General features: G+C 59.3%; 17 protein-coding genes. 16 read left to right on the forward strand and 1 reads right to left on the reverse strand.

All coding sequences use genetic code 11. The annotated features are described in order from the left end of the window. Positions 1-13: 13 nt before the first annotated feature. Complete coding sequence (gene map, locus CAF74_RS24965) at positions 14-796, reverse strand: type I methionyl aminopeptidase (protein WP_039769663.1); 783 nt, start codon at positions 794-796, stop codon at positions 14-16. 374 nt (positions 797-1,170) lie between these two features. Between map and rpsB the strand changes: the two genes are divergently transcribed. The 16 genes from rpsB to dnaE all read left to right on the forward strand — a co-directional run bounded on the left by rpsB (position 1,171) and on the right by dnaE (position 19,387). Further along, on the forward strand, positions 1,171-1,908 hold the full coding sequence (gene rpsB, locus CAF74_RS24970; protein WP_008052780.1) for a 30S ribosomal protein S2: 738 nt from the start codon (positions 1,171-1,173) through the stop codon (positions 1,906-1,908). Between the two features lie 190 nt (positions 1,909-2,098). Then, complete coding sequence (tsf, locus tag CAF74_RS24975; protein ID WP_011332682.1) at positions 2,099-2,962, forward strand: translation elongation factor Ts; 864 nt, start codon at positions 2,099-2,101, stop codon at positions 2,960-2,962. Between the two features lie 211 nt (positions 2,963-3,173). Then, positions 3,174-3,917, forward strand: coding sequence for a UMP kinase (pyrH, locus tag CAF74_RS24980; protein ID WP_003222124.1), 744 nt, complete (start codon positions 3,174-3,176; stop codon positions 3,915-3,917). Continuing rightward, positions 3,914-4,471: a ribosome recycling factor gene (gene frr, locus CAF74_RS24985; RefSeq protein ID WP_007954771.1), complete on the forward strand. Its 558-nt coding sequence runs from the start codon at positions 3,914-3,916 to the stop codon at positions 4,469-4,471. Before pyrH ends, frr begins: the two co-directional genes overlap by 4 nt. Before the next feature lie 14 nt (positions 4,472-4,485). After that, complete coding sequence (uppS, locus tag CAF74_RS24990; RefSeq protein ID WP_007954779.1) at positions 4,486-5,241, forward strand: polyprenyl diphosphate synthase; 756 nt, start codon at positions 4,486-4,488, stop codon at positions 5,239-5,241. Beyond that, entirely contained in the window at positions 5,241-6,047 is an 807-nt protein-coding gene (locus tag CAF74_RS24995; RefSeq protein WP_085748107.1) for a phosphatidate cytidylyltransferase, read from the forward strand. The genes uppS and CAF74_RS24995 overlap by 1 nt, the downstream gene beginning before the upstream one ends. After that, positions 6,044-7,234 carry a 1-deoxy-D-xylulose-5-phosphate reductoisomerase gene (gene ispC / locus CAF74_RS25000; protein ID WP_085748108.1) on the forward strand — a complete coding sequence of 397 codons (1,191 nt, stop codon included), beginning with the start codon at positions 6,044-6,046 and terminating at the stop codon, positions 7,232-7,234. The genes CAF74_RS24995 and ispC overlap by 4 nt, the downstream gene beginning before the upstream one ends. Positions 7,235-7,287: 53 nt before the next feature. After that, entirely contained in the window at positions 7,288-8,640 is a 1,353-nt protein-coding gene (gene rseP, locus CAF74_RS25005; protein WP_085748109.1) for a sigma E protease regulator RseP, read from the forward strand. 74 nt (positions 8,641-8,714) lie between these two features. Further along, complete coding sequence (gene bamA / locus CAF74_RS25010; RefSeq protein ID WP_085748110.1) at positions 8,715-11,090, forward strand: outer membrane protein assembly factor BamA; 2,376 nt, start codon at positions 8,715-8,717, stop codon at positions 11,088-11,090. A 45-nt stretch (positions 11,091-11,135) separates the two neighbouring features. Further along, a complete protein-coding gene (locus tag CAF74_RS25015) occupies positions 11,136-11,639 on the forward strand; it encodes an OmpH family outer membrane protein (protein ID WP_003222140.1) in 504 nt (167 codons plus the stop codon). Positions 11,640-11,642: 3 nt separating this feature from the next. After that, positions 11,643-12,698: a UDP-3-O-(3-hydroxymyristoyl)glucosamine N-acyltransferase gene (gene lpxD, locus CAF74_RS25020; RefSeq protein ID WP_085748111.1), complete on the forward strand. Its 1,056-nt coding sequence runs from the start codon at positions 11,643-11,645 to the stop codon at positions 12,696-12,698. 106 nt (positions 12,699-12,804) lie between these two features. Next, positions 12,805-13,245: a 3-hydroxyacyl-ACP dehydratase FabZ gene (gene fabZ / locus CAF74_RS25025; RefSeq protein ID WP_003222142.1), complete on the forward strand. Its 441-nt coding sequence runs from the start codon at positions 12,805-12,807 to the stop codon at positions 13,243-13,245. Beyond that, the gene (gene lpxA, locus CAF74_RS25030; protein WP_085748112.1) at positions 13,242-14,018 is read left to right on the forward strand and encodes an acyl-ACP--UDP-N-acetylglucosamine O-acyltransferase; all 777 of its coding nucleotides are present in this window, start codon (positions 13,242-13,244) and stop codon (positions 14,016-14,018) included. Before fabZ ends, lpxA begins: the two co-directional genes overlap by 4 nt. Positions 14,019-14,020: 2 nt before the next feature. Further along, positions 14,021-15,151 carry a lipid-A-disaccharide synthase gene (lpxB, locus tag CAF74_RS25035; protein WP_085748113.1) on the forward strand — a complete coding sequence of 377 codons (1,131 nt, stop codon included), beginning with the start codon at positions 14,021-14,023 and terminating at the stop codon, positions 15,149-15,151. A gap of 11 nt (positions 15,152-15,162) precedes the next feature. After that, positions 15,163-15,789: a ribonuclease HII gene (gene rnhB, locus CAF74_RS25040; RefSeq protein ID WP_085748114.1), complete on the forward strand. Its 627-nt coding sequence runs from the start codon at positions 15,163-15,165 to the stop codon at positions 15,787-15,789. Positions 15,790-15,865: 76 nt separating this feature from the next. Beyond that, positions 15,866-19,387 (forward strand): DNA polymerase III subunit alpha, encoded by a 3,522-nt coding sequence (gene dnaE / locus CAF74_RS25045; protein ID WP_085748115.1) that lies wholly within the window; start codon positions 15,866-15,868, stop codon positions 19,385-19,387. The last annotated feature ends 41 nt before the right edge of the window (positions 19,388-19,428 follow it).

The following is a 19,428-nucleotide window of genomic DNA, read 5'->3' on the forward strand; positions in this document are numbered from 1 at the left end:
AACGGTGTCTGGATCAGGCCGAGATGCGCGGGATGGTGTCGTCGCTGCGCAGGGTGAAAATCTCGTAGCCGGTGTCGGTGACAAGCAAAGTGTGTTCCCACTGCGCCGACAGCTTGCGATCCTTGGTGATCGCGGTCCAGCCGTCGCCCAGTACTTTGGTGTCGGCCTTGCCCTGGTTGATCATCGGCTCGATGGTGAAGGTCATGCCGGCCTTCAGTTCCATGCCGGTGCCGGCGCGGCCGTAGTGCAGGATCTGCGGTTCTTCGTGGAACACCTTGCCGATGCCATGGCCGCAGAACTCACGCACTACCGAGAAGCCGTTCTTTTCAGCGTGCTTCTGGATGATTTCGCCGATGTCGCCGAGGCGGCAGCCGGGTTTGACGATTTCGATCGCCTTGTACATGCATTCCTGGGTGACCTGCGACAGGCGCTCGGCCCAGACCGGCACGGTGCCGACGTGGAACATGCGGCTGGTGTCGCCGTGATAGCCGTCCTTGATCACGGTGACGTCGATGTTCAGGGTGTCGCCGTTTTTCAGCGGCTTGTCGTTCGGGATACCGTGGCAGACCACGTGGTTGATCGAGGTGCAGATCGACTTCGGGTAGCCCTTGTAGTTGAGCGGGGCAGGGATGGCCTGCTGCACGTTGACGATATAGTCGTGGCAGATCTGGTTCAGCTCATCGGTGGTCACGCCCGGCTTGACGTGTTCGGCAATCATTTCCAGCACATCGGCGGCCAGTTTGCCGGCGACACGCATGCCAGCGATGTCCTCGGGGGTTTTGAGGGTGACGGTCATACAGACTCTCTCTGCGCTCGGCGGCGCTTGCTGATACGAACAGGGGCGCGGCTGTTGGTTTGGCGGCCCCGAAAAACGCGATTCTAACAGACCAAAGGCGCAAATCCGCGCCTGCGTGCATCGCTTCTCTCTATACAATGCGGTGCATTATCCCGATTCCAAGGGCCTGGCGCGCATGTCCCTGACGCGATTGCAGATTCCGGGTTCCGTTTGCGTCGTCCCTGTGGTATAAAATGCGCCGCTTTCCGGGGATAGCTCCGGGAGCATTAACCCACACACGTGTCGACACGATGGCCTGGGTGCCTTTGATCCTCGGATCAATGGTTGGTCATTGGGATACGTGGAGGCCCAACCCGACTTATCAAGGAACTATCATGTCCCAAGTCAACATGCGCGATATGCTGAAGGCCGGTGTGCACTTCGGTCACCAAACCCGTTACTGGAATCCGAAAATGGGTAAATACATTTTCGGCGCGCGTAACAAGATTCACATCATCAACCTTGAAAAAACCCTGCCAATGTTCAACGAAGCTCTGACTTTCGTAGAGCGTCTGGCCCAGGGCAAAAACAAGATTCTGTTCGTCGGCACCAAGCGTTCCGCTGGCAAGATCGTTGCTGAAGAAGCAGCACGTTGCGGTTCGCCGTACGTCGATCACCGCTGGTTGGGCGGCATGCTGACCAACTTCAAGACCATCCGTGCTTCCATCAAGCGTCTGCGTGACCTTGAAGTACAAGCCGAAGACGGTACTTTCGCCAAGCTGACCAAGAAAGAAGCGCTGATGCGCACTCGCGATCTTGAGAAGCTGGATCGCTCCCTGGGCGGCATCAAGGACATGGGCGGTCTGCCAGACGCACTGTTCGTGATCGACGTTGACCACGAGCGCATCGCGATCACCGAAGCCAACAAGCTGGGCATCCCGGTCATCGGCGTTGTCGATACCAACAGCAGCCCGGAAGGCGTTGACTACATCATCCCAGGCAACGATGACGCAATCCGCGCTATCCAGCTGTACATGGGTTCGATGGCTGACGCAGTCATCCGCGGTCGCAACAACGTTGCTGGCGGTACTGTAGAATTCGCAGCTGAAGAAACTCAGGCTGCAGCTGAGTAATTGACGCCCTGGCGTTGACTCAGTAAGCAAAAAGGGGGCTTGGCCCCCTTTTTGCCACCTCGAAAACCATTTGTCGGCAGCGCAGCTACAGCATCTGTAACGTGCAGCGGCTACAAGGTGTCTCGGGAAGAATTGAACGCCCGTTCGATCGGGTGGAATGGTTGAAAACCTATCCAAGAGGAATTTGAAAATGGCAGCAATTACTGCAGCGTTGGTCAAAGAACTGCGCGAGCGTACCGGCGAAGGCATGATGGATTGCAAGAAAGCCCTGGAAAAGGCTGGCGGCGACATCGAAAAAGCCATTGATGACATGCGTGCTTCGGGCGCGATCAAGGCTGCCAAGAAAGCTGGCAACGTTGCCGCTGAAGGCGCTATCGCAATCAAGGACGACGGCAAGGCTGCCGTTCTGATCGAAGTCAACTCGCAGACCGACTTCCTGGCTCTGCAGGACGACTTCAAAAACTTCGTTGCTGCCAGCGTTGACAAAGCATTCGCTGACAAGCTGACCGACGCAGCTCCGCTGATCGCTGCTCAAGAAGCCGCTCGCGAAGCACTGGTTGCCAAAGTAGGCGAGAACGTCAACATCCGTCGCCTGGTGCGCGTAGAAGGCGACGTAGTCGGCACCTACCTGCACGGCAACAAGATCGGTGTTGCTGTTGTCCTGAAAGGCGGCGACGTCGAGCTGGCCAAAGACATCGCAATGCACGTTGCTGCAAGCAACCCTGAGTTCCTGCTGCCTTCGCAAGTCTCCGACGAAGCGATCGAGCGTGAAAAAGCTGTGTTCCTGCAGCTGAACGAAGAAAAAATCAAAGGCAAGCCAGAAAACATTGTTGAGAACATGGTCAAAGGCCGTATCAGCAAGTTCCTGGCAGAAGCAAGCCTGGTTGAGCAGGCGTTCGTCAAGAACCCTGAAATCAAGGTTGGCGAGCTGGCCAAGAAAGGCGGCGCTGAAATCGTTTCCTTCACCTACTTCAAAGTAGGCGAAGGCATCGAGAAGCCGGTCGACAACTTCGCTGAAGAAGTTGCTGCCCAGCTGGCTGCCGCCAAGCAATAAGACGGTTTTTCAACTGTCGCCCGAAAGAGGCTGCCCGCTCACGCGCGCAGCCTCTTTTCAGATAGGGTTACCAATTTTTAATTGGTTTCCCCTTGGAACTGACTTACAAAGCCATGTTCCGATGGCGCTGAAGCAGCGCCAAGCTAGAGTGAACGCCAGCTGTAAACAGCTCGCAAAGAATTTTTAAAATACGCCGCAGGAGAGATTCGCAATGGCTCAGCAGGGCAGTGGTTATCAGGCTCGCTATAAACGCATTCTACTCAAGCTTAGCGGCGAGGCCCTGATGGGCTCGGAAGAGTTCGGGATCGATCCTAAGGTGCTGGATCGCATGGCGCTGGAAGTCGGCCAGCTGGTCGGTATCGGCGTCCAGGTTGGTCTGGTGATTGGCGGTGGCAACCTGTTCCGCGGTGAAGCGCTGAGCAAGGCCGGCATGGATCGGGTCACGGGCGACCACATGGGCATGCTGGCCACTGTGATGAACGCCCTGGCCATGCGCGATGCGCTGGAACGTGCCAATATCTCGGCGATCGTGATGTCGGCCATCTCCATGGTCGGTGTGACCGATCACTATGACCGTCGCAAGGCCATGCGCCACCTGAACTCCAAGGACGTGGTGATCTTCGCGGCCGGTACCGGCAATCCGTTCTTTACCACGGATTCGGCAGCCTGCCTGCGCGCCATTGAAATCGACGCCGATGTCGTGCTCAAGGCGACCAAGGTCGATGGCGTCTACACCGCTGACCCGTTCAAAGACCCGCATGCCGAGAAGTTCGATCATCTGACTTACGATGAAGTACTGGATCGCAAGCTGGGCGTAATGGATCTGACGGCCATCTGCCTGTGCCGCGATCACAAGATGCCGCTGCGCGTATTTAACATGAACAAGCCCGGCGCCCTGCTGAACATCGTGCATGGTGGCGCAGAAGGGACTTTGATCGAGGAAGGCCAACAATGATCAACGAAATCAAGAAAGACGCCCAAGCGCGTATGCAGAAATCCCTGGAGTCTCTGAACCACGCGTTCGGTCAGATTCGTACCGGCAAGGCTCACCCGAGCATCCTCGGCAGTGTCATGGTGCCTTACTACGGCACTGATACTCCGCTGAGCGGCGTTGCCAACGTCACCGTGAAAGACTCGCGCACCCTGCAGGTCGTGGCGTTCGAGCGCAACATGCTCGCTGCTGTCGACAAGGCAATCCAAAGCGCTGGTCTGAACCTCAACCCGACCAACCTGGGTGAGTTGCTGTTGATCCCTATGCCGGCCCTCACCGAGGAAACGCGTAAAGGCTTCACCAAGCAGGCGCGTAGCGCTGCTGAAGACGCGCGTGTTGCCGTGCGCAATATTCGTCGTGATGCCTTGGGCGAGCTCAAGAAACTGGTCAAGGACAAGGAAATCAGCGAAGACGAAGAGCGTCGTGCCATCGCTGATATCGATAAGCTGACCAAAGAATCCGAGGCCCAGATCACCAAGGCCACGGACGAGAAAGAAAAAGACCTGATGGCCGTATAAGGGTCGAGTTTTAAATGGACAAGACCAAGCAGACTGCGCCGTCCGCGGTGCCGCGCCATGTCGCGATCATCATGGATGGCAATAATCGCTGGGCGAAAAAACGCTTCATGCCGGGTGTCGCCGGGCATAAGGCGGGCGTAGACGCTGTGCGGGCGGTGATCGAGGTGTGTGCCGAGGCCAAGGTCGAGGTGCTCACCCTGTTCGCCTTTTCCAGTGAAAACTGGCAGCGCCCGGCCGATGAGGTCAGCGCCTTGATGGATCTGTTCTTCAAGGCGTTGCGTCGCGAGGCAAAGCGCCTGAATGACAACAACATCAGTCTGCGCATCATCGGTGACCGTACGCGGTTCCATCCGGAGCTTCAGGCCGCCATGCGTGAAGCGGAAGCGATGACCGCCGGTGCCAACCGTTTCATCCTGCAGATCGCCGCCAACTACGGCGGTCAGTGGGACATTGCGCAAGCGGCGCAGCGTCTGGCGCGTGAAGTTCAGGCTGGTCATCTGCGGCCGGAAGACATCACGCCGGATCTGCTGCAGACCTGCCTGGTTACCGGTGATCTGCCGTTGCCCGACTTGTGCATCCGCACCGGCGGCGAGCACCGCATCAGCAATTTCCTCTTGTGGCAGCTGGCTTACGCCGAGCTGTACTTCTCCGACCTGTTCTGGCCGGACTTCAAACACGAAGCCATGCGCAATGCGCTGGCCGATTTCGCTTTGCGCCAGCGCCGCTTCGGTAAAACGAGCGAGCAGGTCGAAGCTGGAGCCCGGGTTTAATGCTTAAACAACGCATCATCACTGCACTGATTCTGCTGCCGATCGCCCTGGGCGGTTTTTTCCTGCTCGAGGGTTCCGGTTTTGCTCTGTTCATCGGGCTGGTCGTAAGTCTGGGCGCCTGGGAATGGGCGCGTCTGGCCGGCTTCACCGCACAGGCATTTCGTGTCGGCTACGCGGCGGTGGTCGCGCTGATGCTGTTCGTCATGTACATCCTGCCGGGGCTGGCGCCTTGGGTGTTGGGTGCTTCGGTGATCTGGTGGGCATTGGCGACCTGGCTGGTGCTGACTTACCCGCGCTCCAGCGAGCATTGGTCCAGCGCCGCCGCCAAGCTGGTGATCGGTCTGTTGATTCTGTTGCCTGCCTGGCAAGGTTTGGTGCAGATCAAGCAGTATCCGCTGGGCAACTGGCTGATCATGGCGGTGATGGTGCTGGTGTGGGGCGCTGATATCGGTGCCTATTTCTCCGGTCGCGCGTTCGGCAAGCGCAAGCTGGCGCCGCAAGTCAGTCCCGGCAAAAGCTGGGAGGGCGTGTATGGCGGTCTGGCGCTGAGCCTGGTCATCACCACCCTGGTCGCGCTGGTCCGTGACTGGACGGTGGCACAACTGTTCAAGGGCTTGATCGGCGCTGCGGTGATCGTCTTCATCTCGGTGGTGGGTGACCTGACCGAAAGCATGTTCAAGCGTCAGTCCGGCATCAAGGACAGCAGTAATCTGCTGCCCGGTCATGGTGGTGTACTGGATCGCATCGACAGCCTGACGGCGGCGATCCCGGTCTTCGCGGTGCTGTTGTGGATGGCGGCGTCGTGAGTCGCCCACAGCAGATTACCGTCCTGGGGGCGACCGGTTCGATCGGTCTGAGCACCCTGGATGTCATCGCCCGGCATCCGGAGCGTTATCAGGCTTTCGCCCTGAGCGGTTTTACCCGTCTGAGCGAACTGTTTGCCCTGTGTGTTCGCCATCTCCCGAAATATGCGGTAGTGCCGGAAGCCGGCGCTGCCCGCAGCCTGCAGGACGATTTGCGTGCTGCGGGCCTGTCGACGCAGGTGCTGGTCGGCGAAGAAGGCTTGTGCCAGGTCGCTGCTGCACCGGAGGTGGATGCTGTCATGGCCGCCATCGTCGGCGCTGCCGGCTTGCGCCCGACTTTGGCGGCAGTTGAGGCGGGCAAGAAGATTCTTCTGGCCAACAAGGAAGCGCTGGTCATGTCCGGCGCCTTGTTCATGCAGGCCGTGCGCAAGAGCGGTTCGGTCCTGTTGCCGATCGATAGCGAGCACAACGCGATTTTCCAGTGCATGCCACAGGACTTTGCTCGCGGGTTGAGCAACGTTGGGGTCCGCCGGATTTTGCTCACGGCCTCTGGTGGCCCTTTCCGGCAGACGCCGATGGCCGAGCTGGCACATGTTTCACCCGATCAGGCGTGTGCGCACCCGAACTGGTCGATGGGTCGCAAGATCTCGGTCGATTCGGCCAGCATGATGAACAAAGGGCTCGAATTGATCGAGGCCTGCTGGTTGTTCGATGCCAAGCCATCGCAAGTCGAGGTGGTGATTCATCCGCAGAGCGTGATTCATTCGCTGGTCGATTACGTGGACGGTTCGGTGCTGGCGCAGTTGGGCAATCCCGACATGCGCACGCCGATTGCCAACGCCCTGGCCTGGCCTGAGCGCATTGACTCGGGCGTGGCGCCGCTGGATCTGTTCGCTGTAGCACGCCTGGATTTCGAAGCACCCGACGAAGAGCGCTTCCCGTGCCTGCGTCTGGCGCGCCAGGCTGCCGAGGCGGGAAACAGCGCCCCGGCCATGCTCAATGCGGCGAATGAAGTGGCGGTCGCCGCGTTTCTCGACGGACGGGTTCGCTACCTGGAAATCGCGAGTATCATCGAGGAAGTCTTGAACCTCGAACCTGTGGTGGCCCTGGACAATCTCGATGCGGTGTTCACCGCTGACGCGACTGCCCGGACATTGGCCGGGCAGTGGTTAAGTCGTCACGGCCGATAGGTCTTGCAACACATGGCTTCACGCGGCACTGGACAGGATTGCGGAGAAAGTAGATGAGCGCGCTCTATATGATTGCCGGCACCCTGATCGCTTTGGGTGTGCTGGTCACCTTTCACGAATTCGGCCATTTCTGGGTCGCGCGTCGCTGTGGCGTGAAGGTTCTGCGTTTCTCCGTGGGCTTCGGCATGCCGCTGCTGCGCTGGCACGATAAGCAGGGCACTGAGTTCGTGGTCGCGGCCATTCCGCTGGGTGGCTACGTCAAGATGCTCGACGAGCGCGAGGGCGAAGTACCGGCCGATCAGCTTCATCAATCATTCAATCGCAAGTCCGTTCGTCAACGCATCGCGATCGTCGCCGCCGGTCCTGTGGCCAACTTTCTGCTTGCGCTGGTGTTCTTCTGGGTGCTGGCCATGCTCGGCAGCGAGCAGATTCGCCCGGTCATCGGTTCGGTGGAGTCCGGCAGCATCGCTGCAACGGCCGGACTGAGCGCCGGTCAGGAAATCGTCGCGATCGACGGTGAGCCGACCTCGGGCTGGGCGGCAGTCAACCTGCAACTGGTGCGACGTCTCGGGGAAAGCGGTTCCTTGCAGGTGCTGGTGCGCGAGCAGGGCTCTACGGCTGATACGCCTCGTGAACTGGCACTCGATAAATGGCTCAAGGGGGCTGACGAGCCGGATCCGATTCGCTCTCTCGGCATTCGCCCTTGGCGTCCGGCATTGCCGCCAGTGCTGGCCGAACTCGACCCGAAAGGTCCGGCCCAGGCAGCCGGGCTGAAAACCGGCGATCGTCTGCTGACGCTCGATGGCAAGGCGCTGGATGACTGGCAGCAGGTGGTCGACACCGTTCGTACGCGTCCTGATACCAAAATCGTGCTGCGCGTCGAGCGCGACGGTGTTCCAATCGACGTCCCTGTCACACTGGCCGCGCGGGGCGAGAAGAAGTCACCAAGCGGTTACCTGGGCGCGGGCGTGAAGGCTGTCGACTGGCCGCCGGAGATGATCCGCGAGGTCAGTTACGGGCCTTTGGCAGCAATTGGCGAGGGTGCCCGTCGTACCTGGACCATGAGCGTCCTGACGCTGGATTCACTGAAGAAAATGCTCTTCGGCGAGCTCTCGGTAAAAAACTTGAGTGGACCGATAACCATTGCTAAAGTGGCGGGCGCTTCTGCCCAGTCGGGCGTCGCTGATTTCCTGAATTTCCTTGCTTATCTGAGTATTAGCCTGGGGGTTCTGAATTTGCTGCCCATTCCTGTACTGGATGGGGGGCATTTGTTGTTTTATCTGATCGAGTGGGCGCGTGGTCGTCCCTTGTCGGATCGGGTGCAAGGTTGGGGGATACAGATCGGTATCAGTTTGGTGGTCGGGGTGATGTTGCTTGCTCTGGTCAACGATCTGGGTCGACTGTAACGCTTCGCTGAATTGCGAATCTGCCGCATTTTGCGGCAGTTTGTTTATTGCCAGTTGGAATAAGAAAGGACTTCATGAAACGTCTGCTGCTAACTGCGGTTCTCACCGTATTGATGATCGCCGAAGTTCACGCCGAGTCCTTCACTATCTCTGATATTCGCGTCAATGGCCTCCAGCGGGTCTCCGCGGGTAGCGTCTTTGGTGCCTTGCCGTTGAACGTCGGCGAGCAGGCGGATGATCGTCGCCTGGTGGAATCCACTCGTGCGTTGTTCAAAACCGGTTTCTTTCAAGATATCCAGCTGGGCCGCGAAGGCAACGTTCTGGTGATCACCGTCGTCGAACGTCCCTCGGTCGCCAGCATCGAGATTGAAGGCAACAAGGCGATCTCCACCGAAGACCTGATGAAAGGCCTCAAGCAATCCGGTCTGGCCGAAGGCGAGATCTTCCAGCGCGCGACCCTCGAAGGCGTGCGTAACGAGCTGCAACGTCAATACGTTGCACAAGGTCGTTACTCGGCTACCGTCGATACCGAAGTGGTTTCGCAGCCGCGCAACCGTGTCGGCCTGAAAGTGAAGATCAACGAAGGCACCGTTGCTGCCATTCAGCACATCAACGTGGTTGGCAACACGGTTTTCCCCGAAGAAGACCTGACCGACCTGTTCGAACTGAAAACCACCAACTGGCTGTCGTTCTTCAAGAACGATGACAAGTACGCCCGTGAAAAACTGTCCGGTGACCTGGAGCGTCTGCGTTCCTACTACCTGGACCGCGGCTATATCAACATGGATATCGCTTCGACCCAGGTGTCCATCACCCCGGACAAGAAGCACGTCTACATCACCGTCAACGTCAACGAAGGCGAGAAGTACACCGTTCGTGACGTCAAACTCAGCGGTGACCTGAAGGTTCCTGAAGACCAGGTCAAGTCGCTGTTGCTGGTGCAGAAAGGCCAGGTGTTCTCGCGCAAGCTGATGACCACCACCTCCGAACTGATCACCCGTCGTCTGGGTAACGAGGGTTACACCTTCGCCAACGTCAACGGCGTACCGCAACCGCACGACGAAGATCACACCGTCGATATCCTGTTTGCTGTCGATCCAGGCAAGCGTGCCTACGTCAATCGCATCAATTTCCGTGGCAACACCAAGTCCGAGGACGAAGTGCTGCGTCGTGAAATGCGTCAAATGGAAGGTGGCTGGGCTTCGACCTACCTGATCGACCAGTCCAAGACCCGTCTGGAGCGTCTGGGCTTCTTTAAAGAAGTCAACGTCGAAACCCCGGCCGTGCCAGGTGTCGACGACCAGGTTGACGTGAACTACAGCGTTGAAGAGCAGGCTTCCGGTTCGATCACCGCCAGCGTCGGTTTCGCCCAGAGCGCCGGTCTGATCCTCGGTGGTTCGATCACCCAGAACAACTTCCTCGGTACCGGTAACCGCGTCAGCGTCGGCCTGACCCGCAGCGAATACCAGAGCCGCTACAACTTCGGCTACGTTGACCCCTACTGGACCGCCGATGGCGTGAGCCTGGGTTACAACGCGTTCTACCGTACCACCGACTACAAAGACCTCGACGTCGATGTGGCGAGCTATGCGGTAGACAGCCTGGGCGCCGGCGTGAACGTGGGCTACCCGATCAGCGAGACTTCGCGTCTGACCTTTGGTCTGTCCGTTCAACAGGACGAGATCAAGACCGGTACCTACACCGTTGACGAGATTTTCGACTTCGTTAACAGGGAAGGCGACAAGTACCTGAACTTCAAGGCCTCGGCCGGCTGGTCCGAGTCCACCTTGAACAAAGGTGTACTGCCGACCCGTGGTCGCTCCCAGAGCCTGACGCTGGAAACTACCGTTCCAGGCAGCGATCTGTCGTTCTTCAAGCTCGATTACCGCGGTCAGCTGTTCCAGCCGATCACCGATAACTACACTCTGCGCCTGCACACTGAACTGGGCTATGGCGACGGTTACGGTTCGACCGACGGCTTGCCGTTCTATGAAAACTACTATGCTGGTGGTTTCAACTCGGTGCGTGGCTTCAAGGACAGCACCCTTGGCCCGCGAAGCACGCCAAGTACGGGGAGTAACCCGGGCACGGCGAGAGACCCGGACCAGGATCCGCTGCCGTTCGGTGGTAACGTCCTGATCCAGGGCGGTGTCGAGGTTCTGTTCCCGCTCCCGTTCGTCAAGGATCAGCGTTCGCTGCGTACTTCGGTATTCTGGGATGTCGGTAACGTGTTCGACTCCAAGTGTTCCGATACTACGAACGCCAACGGTACGAAGTCGAATACCCAATGCAACGACATCAGTCTTAGCAACATGGCCAGCTCCGTCGGTGTCGGCGTGACCTGGGTCACCGCACTGGGTCCGCTGAGTTTTGCACTGGCTATGCCGATCAAGAAACCGGATGACGCTGAAACTCAAGTGTTCCAATTCTCCCTCGGTCAGACGTTCTAAGCGTTTGACCCAAGATAACGACAATGGATTTTGTAGGAGTGCATCGTGCGTAAGTTGACTCAATTGGTTCTCCTGGCCTCCGTACTGGTGGCAGGCCCGGCATTTGCCGACATGAAAATCGCCGTTCTGAACTATCAGATGGCGCTGCTGGAATCCGACGCGGCCAAGAAGTACGCCGTGGATGCCGAGAAGAAATTCGGCCCTCAACTGACCAAGCTCAAGACCCTGGAAAGCAGCGCCAAGGGCATTCAGGATCGCCTGATGGCCGGTGGCGACAAGATGCAGCAAGGCGAGCGCGAGCGTCTGGAGCTTGAGTTCAAGCAAAAGGCTCGTGACTTCCAGTTCCAGTCCAAGGAACTGAACGAAGCCAAGGCCGTTGCCGACCGCGAAATGCTCAAGCAACTGAAGCCGAAGCTGGATAGCGCAGTGGAAGAAGTCATCAAGAAAGGTGGTTTTGACCTGGTGTTCGAGCGTGGCGCAGTGATCGATGTCAAACCTCAGTACGACATCACGCGCCAGGTTATCGAGCGCATGAATCAGCTGAAGTAACCCATGACCGTGACTATCAAGCTCGGCCAGTTGGCCGAGTTCCTCGGCGCCACCCTGAGTGGCGACCCCGAGAAGCAAATCACTGGGCTAGCCACCTTGCAGGAGGCTGGCCCAGCTCAGTTGAGCTTTCTGGCAAACCCCCAATACCGTAAATACCTGGCAGGCTCGCAAGCCGCAGCCCTGTTGCTCAAGGCTGCCGACGCGGAAGGTTATGCCGGTGATGCGTTGGTGGTGCCGGATCCTTACCTGGCTTACGCGCGCATTTCCCATCTGTTCGATCCAAAGCCCAAGGCAACTGCCGGCGTTCATCCAACAGCGGTGATTGCCGAGGATGCCGTGGTTGATCCGAGCGCCAGTGTCGGTCCCTTCGTGGTGATCGAAGCCGGGGCTCGAATCGGTGCAGGCGTGACACTCGGCGCGCATTGCGTTGTCGGTGCCCGCAGCGAAATCGGCGAGGGCGGCTGGCTGGCCCCGCGGGTCACGCTGTATCACGATGTGCGGATCGGCAAGCGTGTGGTGATCCAGTCCGGTGCTGTGCTCGGCGGTGAAGGCTTCGGCTTTGCCAACGAGAAGGGCATCTGGCAAAAGATCGCCCAGATCGGTGGCGTGACCATCGGCGACGATGTGGAGATCGGCGTGAATACCGCCATCGACCGCGGTGCGTTGGCCGATACCGTGATCGGCAATGGCGTGAAGCTCGACAACCAGATTCAGATCGCCCACAACGTGCAGGTCGGTGACCACACCGCCATGGCGGCGTGCGTGGGGATTTCCGGCAGCACCAAAATCGGCAAGCACTGCATGCTCGCCGGCGGTGTTGGCCTGGTAGGGCACATCGATATTTGCGACAACGTATTCCTGACCGGGATGACCATGGTGACCCACTCGATTACCGAGCCGGGTGCCTATTCTTCCGGCACAGCTATGCAACCTGCGGCCGAATGGCGCAAAAGCGCGGCCCGTATTCGTCAGCTCGATGACATCGCGCGACGTTTGAAACAGCTGGAAAAGCGGTCCGGGGAAGTGACCCCCGACGGTAATGCTTCATCTGAAGGCTGATACCATTTCCATATCAAGTGTGCACAGCCTCTGGACTGCCTCCTTGATTTGCTAGAGGAGTGCGCGTCAGTCGCGCTCCCAATCTTTACATAGGCTTCCCCCCGAAATGATGGACATCAACGAGATTCGCGAATACCTGCCTCACCGTTACCCGTTCCTGCTGGTGGACCGGGTAGTGGAGCTGGATACGGAAGGCAAGCGCATTCGCGCCTACAAGAATGTCAGCATCAACGAACCGTTCTTCAATGGTCACTTCCCTGCGCACCCGATCATGCCGGGCGTGCTGATCATCGAAGCCATGGCTCAGGCTGCCGGGATCCTCGGTTTCAAGATGCTTGACGTGAAACCGGCCGACGGCACCCTTTACTACTTCGTCGGTTCCGACAAGCTGCGCTTCCGCCAGCCAGTGCTGCCGGGTGATCAGTTGATCCTTGAAGCCAAGTTCATCAGTTGCAAGCGTCAGATCTGGAAGTTCGAATGCCAGGCTTCGGTCGATGGCAAACCGGTCTGCTCGGCTGAAATCATTTGTGCGGAACGCAAGCTATGAGTTTGATTGACCCTCGCGCAATCATCGATCCGTCGGCCGTCCTGGCTGATGGCGTCGAGGTCGGCCCGTGGTCGATCATCGGTGCAGGTGTGGAAATCGGCGAGGGAACGGTCATCGGGCCACACGTGATCCTCAAAGGTCCGACCCGTATCGGCAGGCACAATCGCATCTACCAGTTTTCCTCTGTAGGCGAAGACACGCCGGACCTGAAATACAAGGGCGAAGAAACGCGCCTGGTGATCGGTGACCATAATGTCATCCGTGAAGGCGTGACGATTCACCGTGGCACCGTGCAGGATCGTTCCGAAACGACCTTGGGTGATCACAACCTGATCATGGCCTATGCCCACATCGGACATGACAGCGTCATCGGCAACCACTGCATCCTGGTCAACAACACCGCGTTGGCCGGCCATGTGCACGTTGATGACTGGGCGATCCTGTCCGGTTTCACCCTGGTGCATCAGTATTGCCACATTGGCGCCCACAGCTTTTCCGGTATGGGCACGGCCATCGGCAAGGATGTTCCGGCGTTCGTCACTGTATTTGGCAACCCGGCCGAAGCGCGCAGCATGAACTTCGAGGGCATGCGCCGTCGCGGTTTCAGCGAAGACGCCATTCACGCCCTGCGCCGTGCATACAAAACGGTGTATCGCCAGGGACTGACTGTCGAGCAGGCGCTGGCCGAACTCGCCGAACCGTCCGCCCAGTTCCCGGAAGTCGCGGTGTTCCGTGACTCCATTCAGTCGTCGTCTCGCGGCATCACCCGCTGATCATGGCCAATCTTCGTATTGCGCTGGTGGCGGGGGAGGCTTCCGGTGACATTCTGGGTGCCGGTCTCATGCGTGCGCTCAAGGCACAGCATCCCGCGGTGGAGTTCATCGGTGTCGGCGGTCCGCTGATGCAGGCCGAAGGCCTGACTTCCTATTTTCCGATGGAGCGTCTGTCGGTCATGGGGTTGGTTGAGGTCCTGGGGCGGTTGCGTGAGCTGCTCAAGCGCCGCAAGGACCTGATTGCTACCCTGATTGCCGAGAAGCCAGACGTATTCATCGGTATCGACGCGCCGGACTTCAACCTCAATATCGAACTCAAGCTACGTCAGGCCGGAATCAAGACCGTGCATTACGTCAGCCCGTCGGTGTGGGCGTGGCGGCAGAAGCGGGTCTTGAAGATCCGCGAAGGCTGCGACCTGATGCTTACGCTGCTGCCGTTCGAAGCCAGATTCTACGAAGAGAAGGGCGTACCGGTGCGGTTCGTCGGCCATACGCTGGCCGACACCATTCCGCTGGAGGCTGATCGCTCTGCTGCGCGCGCCGAACTCGGTTTGCCGGATGGTCCGCTGGTGGCTTTGATGCCCGGCAGCCGGGGCGGTGAAGTCAGTCGTCTGGGGGCGCTGTTCCTCGATACTGCCCAGCGCGTGCGGGCCATGCGCCCAGGCGTGCGTTTCGTCATACCGTGCGCCAACCCCGAGCGTCGTGCCCAGCTCGAAGAGCTGCTGGCCGGCCGCGACCTGCCGGTGACCCTGCTCGATGGCAAATCCCATCTGGCGCTGGCGGCGTGCAATGCGGTCCTGATCGCGTCGGGTACGGCAACCCTTGAAGCGCTGTTGTACAAGCGCCCGATGGTCGTGGCCTATCGTCTTGCTCCGCTGACGTTCTGGATTCTCAAACGCATGGTCAAGAGCCCGTACGTGTCCCTGCCGAACCTGTTGGCCCAACGATTGCTGGTCCCGGAATTGTTGCAGGATGATGCGACGGTCGAGGCGCTTGCCCAGACCCTGTCGCCGTTGATCGACGGTGGCGAAGAGCAGACCCGCGGCTTCGACGAGATCCACCGCACCCTGCGCCTGGACGCTTCCAATCAGGCGGCTGACGCCGTTCTGAACCTGATCGGTCAAACACGATGAGCAAGACAAGCATGCAGATGGGCCTGGATTTCACCTTGGTCGCCGAAGTCGAAGAGCTGGTCGCCGGCGTCGATGAAGTCGGTCGCGGCCCGTTGTGCGGCGCGGTCGTTACGGCAGCGGTGATCCTCGATCCGAACCGTCCGATTCTCGGCCTCAACGATTCGAAGAAACTTACCGAAGCCAAGCGCGAAAAGCTCTACGACGAAATCTGCGAGAAGGCGCTGAGCTGGTGCATCGCCCGCGCCGAAGTCGAAGAAATCGACGAACTGAACATCCTTCACGCCACCATGCTGGCGATGCAGCGCGCGGTCGCTGGCCTGCATATCCAGCCGAAACTGGCAATGATCGACGGCAACCGCTGCCCGAAACTGCCGATGCGTTCCGAAGCGGTGGTGCAGGGCGACGGCAAGGTGCCGGCGATTGCAGCGGCATCGATTCTGGCCAAGGTCAGCCGCGACCGCGAGATGGCGGCGTTCGAATTGATCTACCCGGGTTACGGCATCGGCGGCCATAAAGGCTATCCGACCCCCGTTCATCTGGAAGCGCTGTCACGCCTCGGGCCGACGCCGATTCACCGGCGTTCTTTTGCCCCGGTACGGCAGGCTTATGAAGCACTGGAAGGTCTCGCGCAGGTTTAGCGGCGAGGCTGATGTTTTGTTCGGGGCCCGGTACAATCCGGGCCTTGTTGTCTCTATGTAACTGGACAGGATCACTATGCCGGCTTCATTCGTTCATCTACGCCTGCACACTGAATACTCCCTGGTCGACGGGCTGGTGCGGATCAAACCGCTGGTCAAGGCCCTGACCGGCATGGGCATGCCGGCCGTTGCGGTGACCGACCAGAACAACATGTGTTCGCTGGTCAAATTCTATAAAAACACCATGGGTGCCGGGATCAAGCCGATCTGCGGCGCCGACCTGTGGCTGTCGAACAAGGACCCGGACGGGCCGCTGAGCCGGATCAGCCTGCTGGTCATGAATGCCCAGGGCTATCGCAACCTGACCGAGCTGATTTCCCGTGGCTTCATCGACGGTCAGCGTAACGGCATGGTCATCATCGAGCGCGAGTGGGTCGCCGAGGCCAACGAAGGCCTGATCATGCTGTCCGCCGCGAAAGAAGGCGAGATCGGTATGGCCATGATCGGCGGCAACCCCGCCGAAGCCGAGGCGCTGGCCCGCGAATGGATGGCGGTGTTCCCGGATCGTTTCTATCTGGAAATTCAGCGTACCAACCGTCCGAACGACGAAGAACAGTTGCACGGTGCCGTGGCCCTTGCCGACAAGCTCGGCGCGCCGTTGGTAGCTACGAACGACGTACGCTTCATCAAGCAGGAAGACTTCGCCGCCCACGAAACCCGTGTCTGCATCGGTGAGGGCCGGGCCCTCGACGACCCACGGCGATCCAAGAACTACAGCGACCAGCAGTACCTGAAAAGCGCCGAGGAAATGGCCGAGCTGTTCAGCGACCTGCCCGATGCGATCGAGAACACCGTCGAGATCGCCAAGCGCTGCAACATCGACGTGAAGCTGGGCAAGCACTTCCTGCCCGACTATCCAATTCCCGATGGCATGACCATTGACGAATATTTCCGCAAGGTCTCGTTCGATGGTCTGGAAGAGCGCCTCAGCGTGCTGCTGCCCAAGGACACCACCGAGGACTACGAGGCCAAGCGTCAGGTCTACGTCGACCGGCTGAATTTCGAGCTGGATATCATCATCCAGATGGGGTTCCCCGGTTACTTCCTGATCGTGATGGACTTTATCCAGTGGGCCAAGAACAACGGTGTTCCGGTGGGCCCAGGCCGGGGGTCGGGTGCCGGATCGCTGGTGGCCTATGTACAGAAGATCACCGACCTCGACCCGCTGGAATATGACCTGCTGTTCGAACGTTTCCTCAACCCGGAACGGGTATCGATGCCCGACTTCGACGTCGACTTCTGCATGGACGGTCGCGACCGGGTGATCGACTACGTGGCCGAAAAGTACGGCCGCAACGCGGTGAGCCAGATCATCACCTTCGGTTCCATGGCGGCGAAGGCTGTGGTGCGGGACGTGGCGCGGGCCCAGGGCAAGTCGTTCGGCCTGGCGGATCGCCTGTCGAAGATGATTCCGTTCGAAGTCGGCATGACCCTTGAAAAAGCCTACGAGCAGGAAGAAATCCTGCGCGACTTCATCAAGGTCGATGAGGAAGCGGCGGAAATCTGGGAGATGGCGCGCAAGCTCGAAGGCGTGGTGCGTAACGTCGGTAAACACGCCGGTGGTGTGGTGATCGCGCCGACCAAGCTGACCGACTTCTCGCCGATCTATTGCGACGAGGCCGGCGACGGTCTGGTGACCCAGTTCGACAAGGACGACGTCGAGGCGGCCGGTCTGGTGAAGTTCGACTTCCTCGGCCTGCGGACCCTGACGATCATCGACTGGGCGCTGAAAACCATCAACCGCGACCGCGCCAAGGTCAACGAGCCGCCGCTGGACATCGCGTTCATCCCGCTGGATGACAAGCCGACCTATCAGTTGCTGCAAAAAGCTGAAACCACGGCGGTATTCCAGCTCGAATCCCGCGGCATGAAAGAGCTGATCAAAAAGCTCAAGCCCGACTGCCTCGAAGACTTGATCGCACTGGTGGCCCTGTTCCGTCCGGGCCCCCTGCAGTCCGGCATGGTGGATGACTTCATCAACCGTAAGCACGGTCGCGCAGAACTTGCTTATCCGCACCCGGATTACCAATACGAAGGTTTGCAGCCGGTACTGGCGCCGACCTACGGCATCATCCTGTATCAGGAACAGGTGATGCAGATCGCCCAGGTCATGGCCGGTTACACCCTCGGTGGTGCGGACATGCTGCGTCGGGCGATGGGTAAAAAGAAACCCGAGGAAATGGCCAAGCAGCGCGGCGGTTTCATTGAGGGTTGTGCGTCGAACAATATCGACGCGGATCTGGCCGGTAACATTTTCGACCTGGTGGAAAAATTCGCCGGTTACGGCTTCAACAAATCCCACTCCGCCGCCTACGGCCTGGTGTCGTACCAGACTGCCTGGCTGAAAGCCCACTACCCGGCGCCGTTCATGGCCGCGGTACTGTCGGCGGATATGCACAACACCGACAAGGTTGTGACCTTGATCGAGGAAGTGCGCACGATGAAGCTGCGCCTCGACGCGCCGGACGTGAACACCTCTGAGTTCAAGTTTACGGTGAACGACGAAGGCCGCATCGTGTACGGCCTGGGCGCGATCAAAGGCGTCGGCGAAGGCCCGGTGGAAGCGATCACCGAAGCCCGTCAGGCCGGTCCGTTCAAGGATTTGTTCGACTTCTGCGCCCGGGTCGACCTCAAGCGCATCAACAAGCGCACGCTGGACGGTCTGATTCGCAGCGGCGCGCTGGATCGCCTCGGCCCGTACTTCCACGACGAGCAGAAGGCGTATCAGGCCAACATTGACCGCAACCGCGCCGTGCTGCTGGCGGCGATGGAAGAGGCGATCAAGTCGGCCGAGCAGACCGCGCGCACCCGTGACAGCGGCCACGCCGACCTGTTTGGCGGGCTGTTCGTCGAGGAAGACGCGGACGTTTACGCGATCCACCGCAAGGCGAAGGAGCTGACGCTCAAGGAACGCCTCAAAGGTGAAAAAGACACCTTGGGCCTGTACCTGACCGGTCACCCGATTGATGAGTACGAAGGTGAGATCCGCCGTTTCGCCCGTCAGCGCATCATCGACCTGAAACCGGCCCGGGATACCCAGACCGTGGCGGGGATGATCATTGCCCTGCGGGTGATGAAGAACAAAAAGGGCGACAAGATGGGGTTCATCACCCTCGATGATCGCTCCGGACGGATCGAGGCGTCGCTGTTCGCCGATGCGTTCCACTCCGCGCAATCGCTGCTTCAGACCGATGCGATGGTGGTGGTCGAAGGCGAGGTCAGCAACGATGACTTCTCCGGCGGCCTGCGGCTGCGGGTCAAGCGGGTGATGAGCATGGAAGATGCGCGCACCAACCTGGCCGAGAGTCTGCGCCTGAAGTTGCAAACCCAGGACCTGAAAGGCGATCAGCTACGCTGGTTGGGTGATTTGCTCAAGCGTCATCGCGGGGCGTGCCCGATCACCATGGAGTACACCAGTCCCGATGCGAAGACCTTGCTGCAGTTTGGCGAGACCTGGCGGATCGACCCGGCGGATGCCTTGATTCAAGCCCTGCGTGACCAGTTCGGGCGAGACAACGTCTTCCTCCAATACCGTTGACCGGGAGGTGCCATCAAAGCGCCAGCCCACAACCTGAATTT

The sequence above is a fragment of the Pseudomonas sp. R45(2017) genome, from assembly GCF_002112305.1.
Lineage (GTDB): Bacteria > Pseudomonadota > Gammaproteobacteria > Pseudomonadales > Pseudomonadaceae > Aquipseudomonas > Aquipseudomonas paraglycinae.

Bases quoted from the DNA above. Each gene is read 5' to 3' on its own strand.
- pyrH (WP_003222124.1), top strand. From the start codon at position 3,174: ATGGCTCAGCAGGGCAGTGGTTATCAGGCTCGCTATAAACGCATTCTA.
- tsf (WP_011332682.1), top strand. From the start codon at position 2,099: ATGGCAGCAATTACTGCAGCGTTGGTCAAAGAACTGCGCGAGCGTACC.
- lpxA (WP_085748112.1), top strand. From the start codon at position 13,242: ATGAGTTTGATTGACCCTCGCGCAATCATCGATCCGTCGGCCGTCCTG.
- CAF74_RS24995 (WP_085748107.1), top strand. From the start codon at position 5,241: ATGCTTAAACAACGCATCATCACTGCACTGATTCTGCTGCCGATCGCC.
- map (WP_039769663.1), bottom strand. From the start codon at position 796: ATGACCGTCACCCTCAAAACCCCCGAGGACATCGCTGGCATGCGTGTC.
- rnhB (WP_085748114.1), top strand. From the start codon at position 15,163: ATGCAGATGGGCCTGGATTTCACCTTGGTCGCCGAAGTCGAAGAGCTG.
- fabZ (WP_003222142.1), top strand. From the start codon at position 12,805: ATGATGGACATCAACGAGATTCGCGAATACCTGCCTCACCGTTACCCG.
- lpxD (WP_085748111.1), top strand. From the start codon at position 11,643: ATGACCGTGACTATCAAGCTCGGCCAGTTGGCCGAGTTCCTCGGCGCC.
- lpxB (WP_085748113.1), top strand. From the start codon at position 14,021: ATGGCCAATCTTCGTATTGCGCTGGTGGCGGGGGAGGCTTCCGGTGAC.
- rseP (WP_085748109.1), top strand. From the start codon at position 7,288: ATGAGCGCGCTCTATATGATTGCCGGCACCCTGATCGCTTTGGGTGTG.
- bamA (WP_085748110.1), top strand. From the start codon at position 8,715: ATGAAACGTCTGCTGCTAACTGCGGTTCTCACCGTATTGATGATCGCC.
- rpsB (WP_008052780.1), top strand. From the start codon at position 1,171: ATGTCCCAAGTCAACATGCGCGATATGCTGAAGGCCGGTGTGCACTTC.
- uppS (WP_007954779.1), top strand. From the start codon at position 4,486: ATGGACAAGACCAAGCAGACTGCGCCGTCCGCGGTGCCGCGCCATGTC.
- dnaE (WP_085748115.1), top strand. From the start codon at position 15,866: ATGCCGGCTTCATTCGTTCATCTACGCCTGCACACTGAATACTCCCTG.
- frr (WP_007954771.1), top strand. From the start codon at position 3,914: ATGATCAACGAAATCAAGAAAGACGCCCAAGCGCGTATGCAGAAATCC.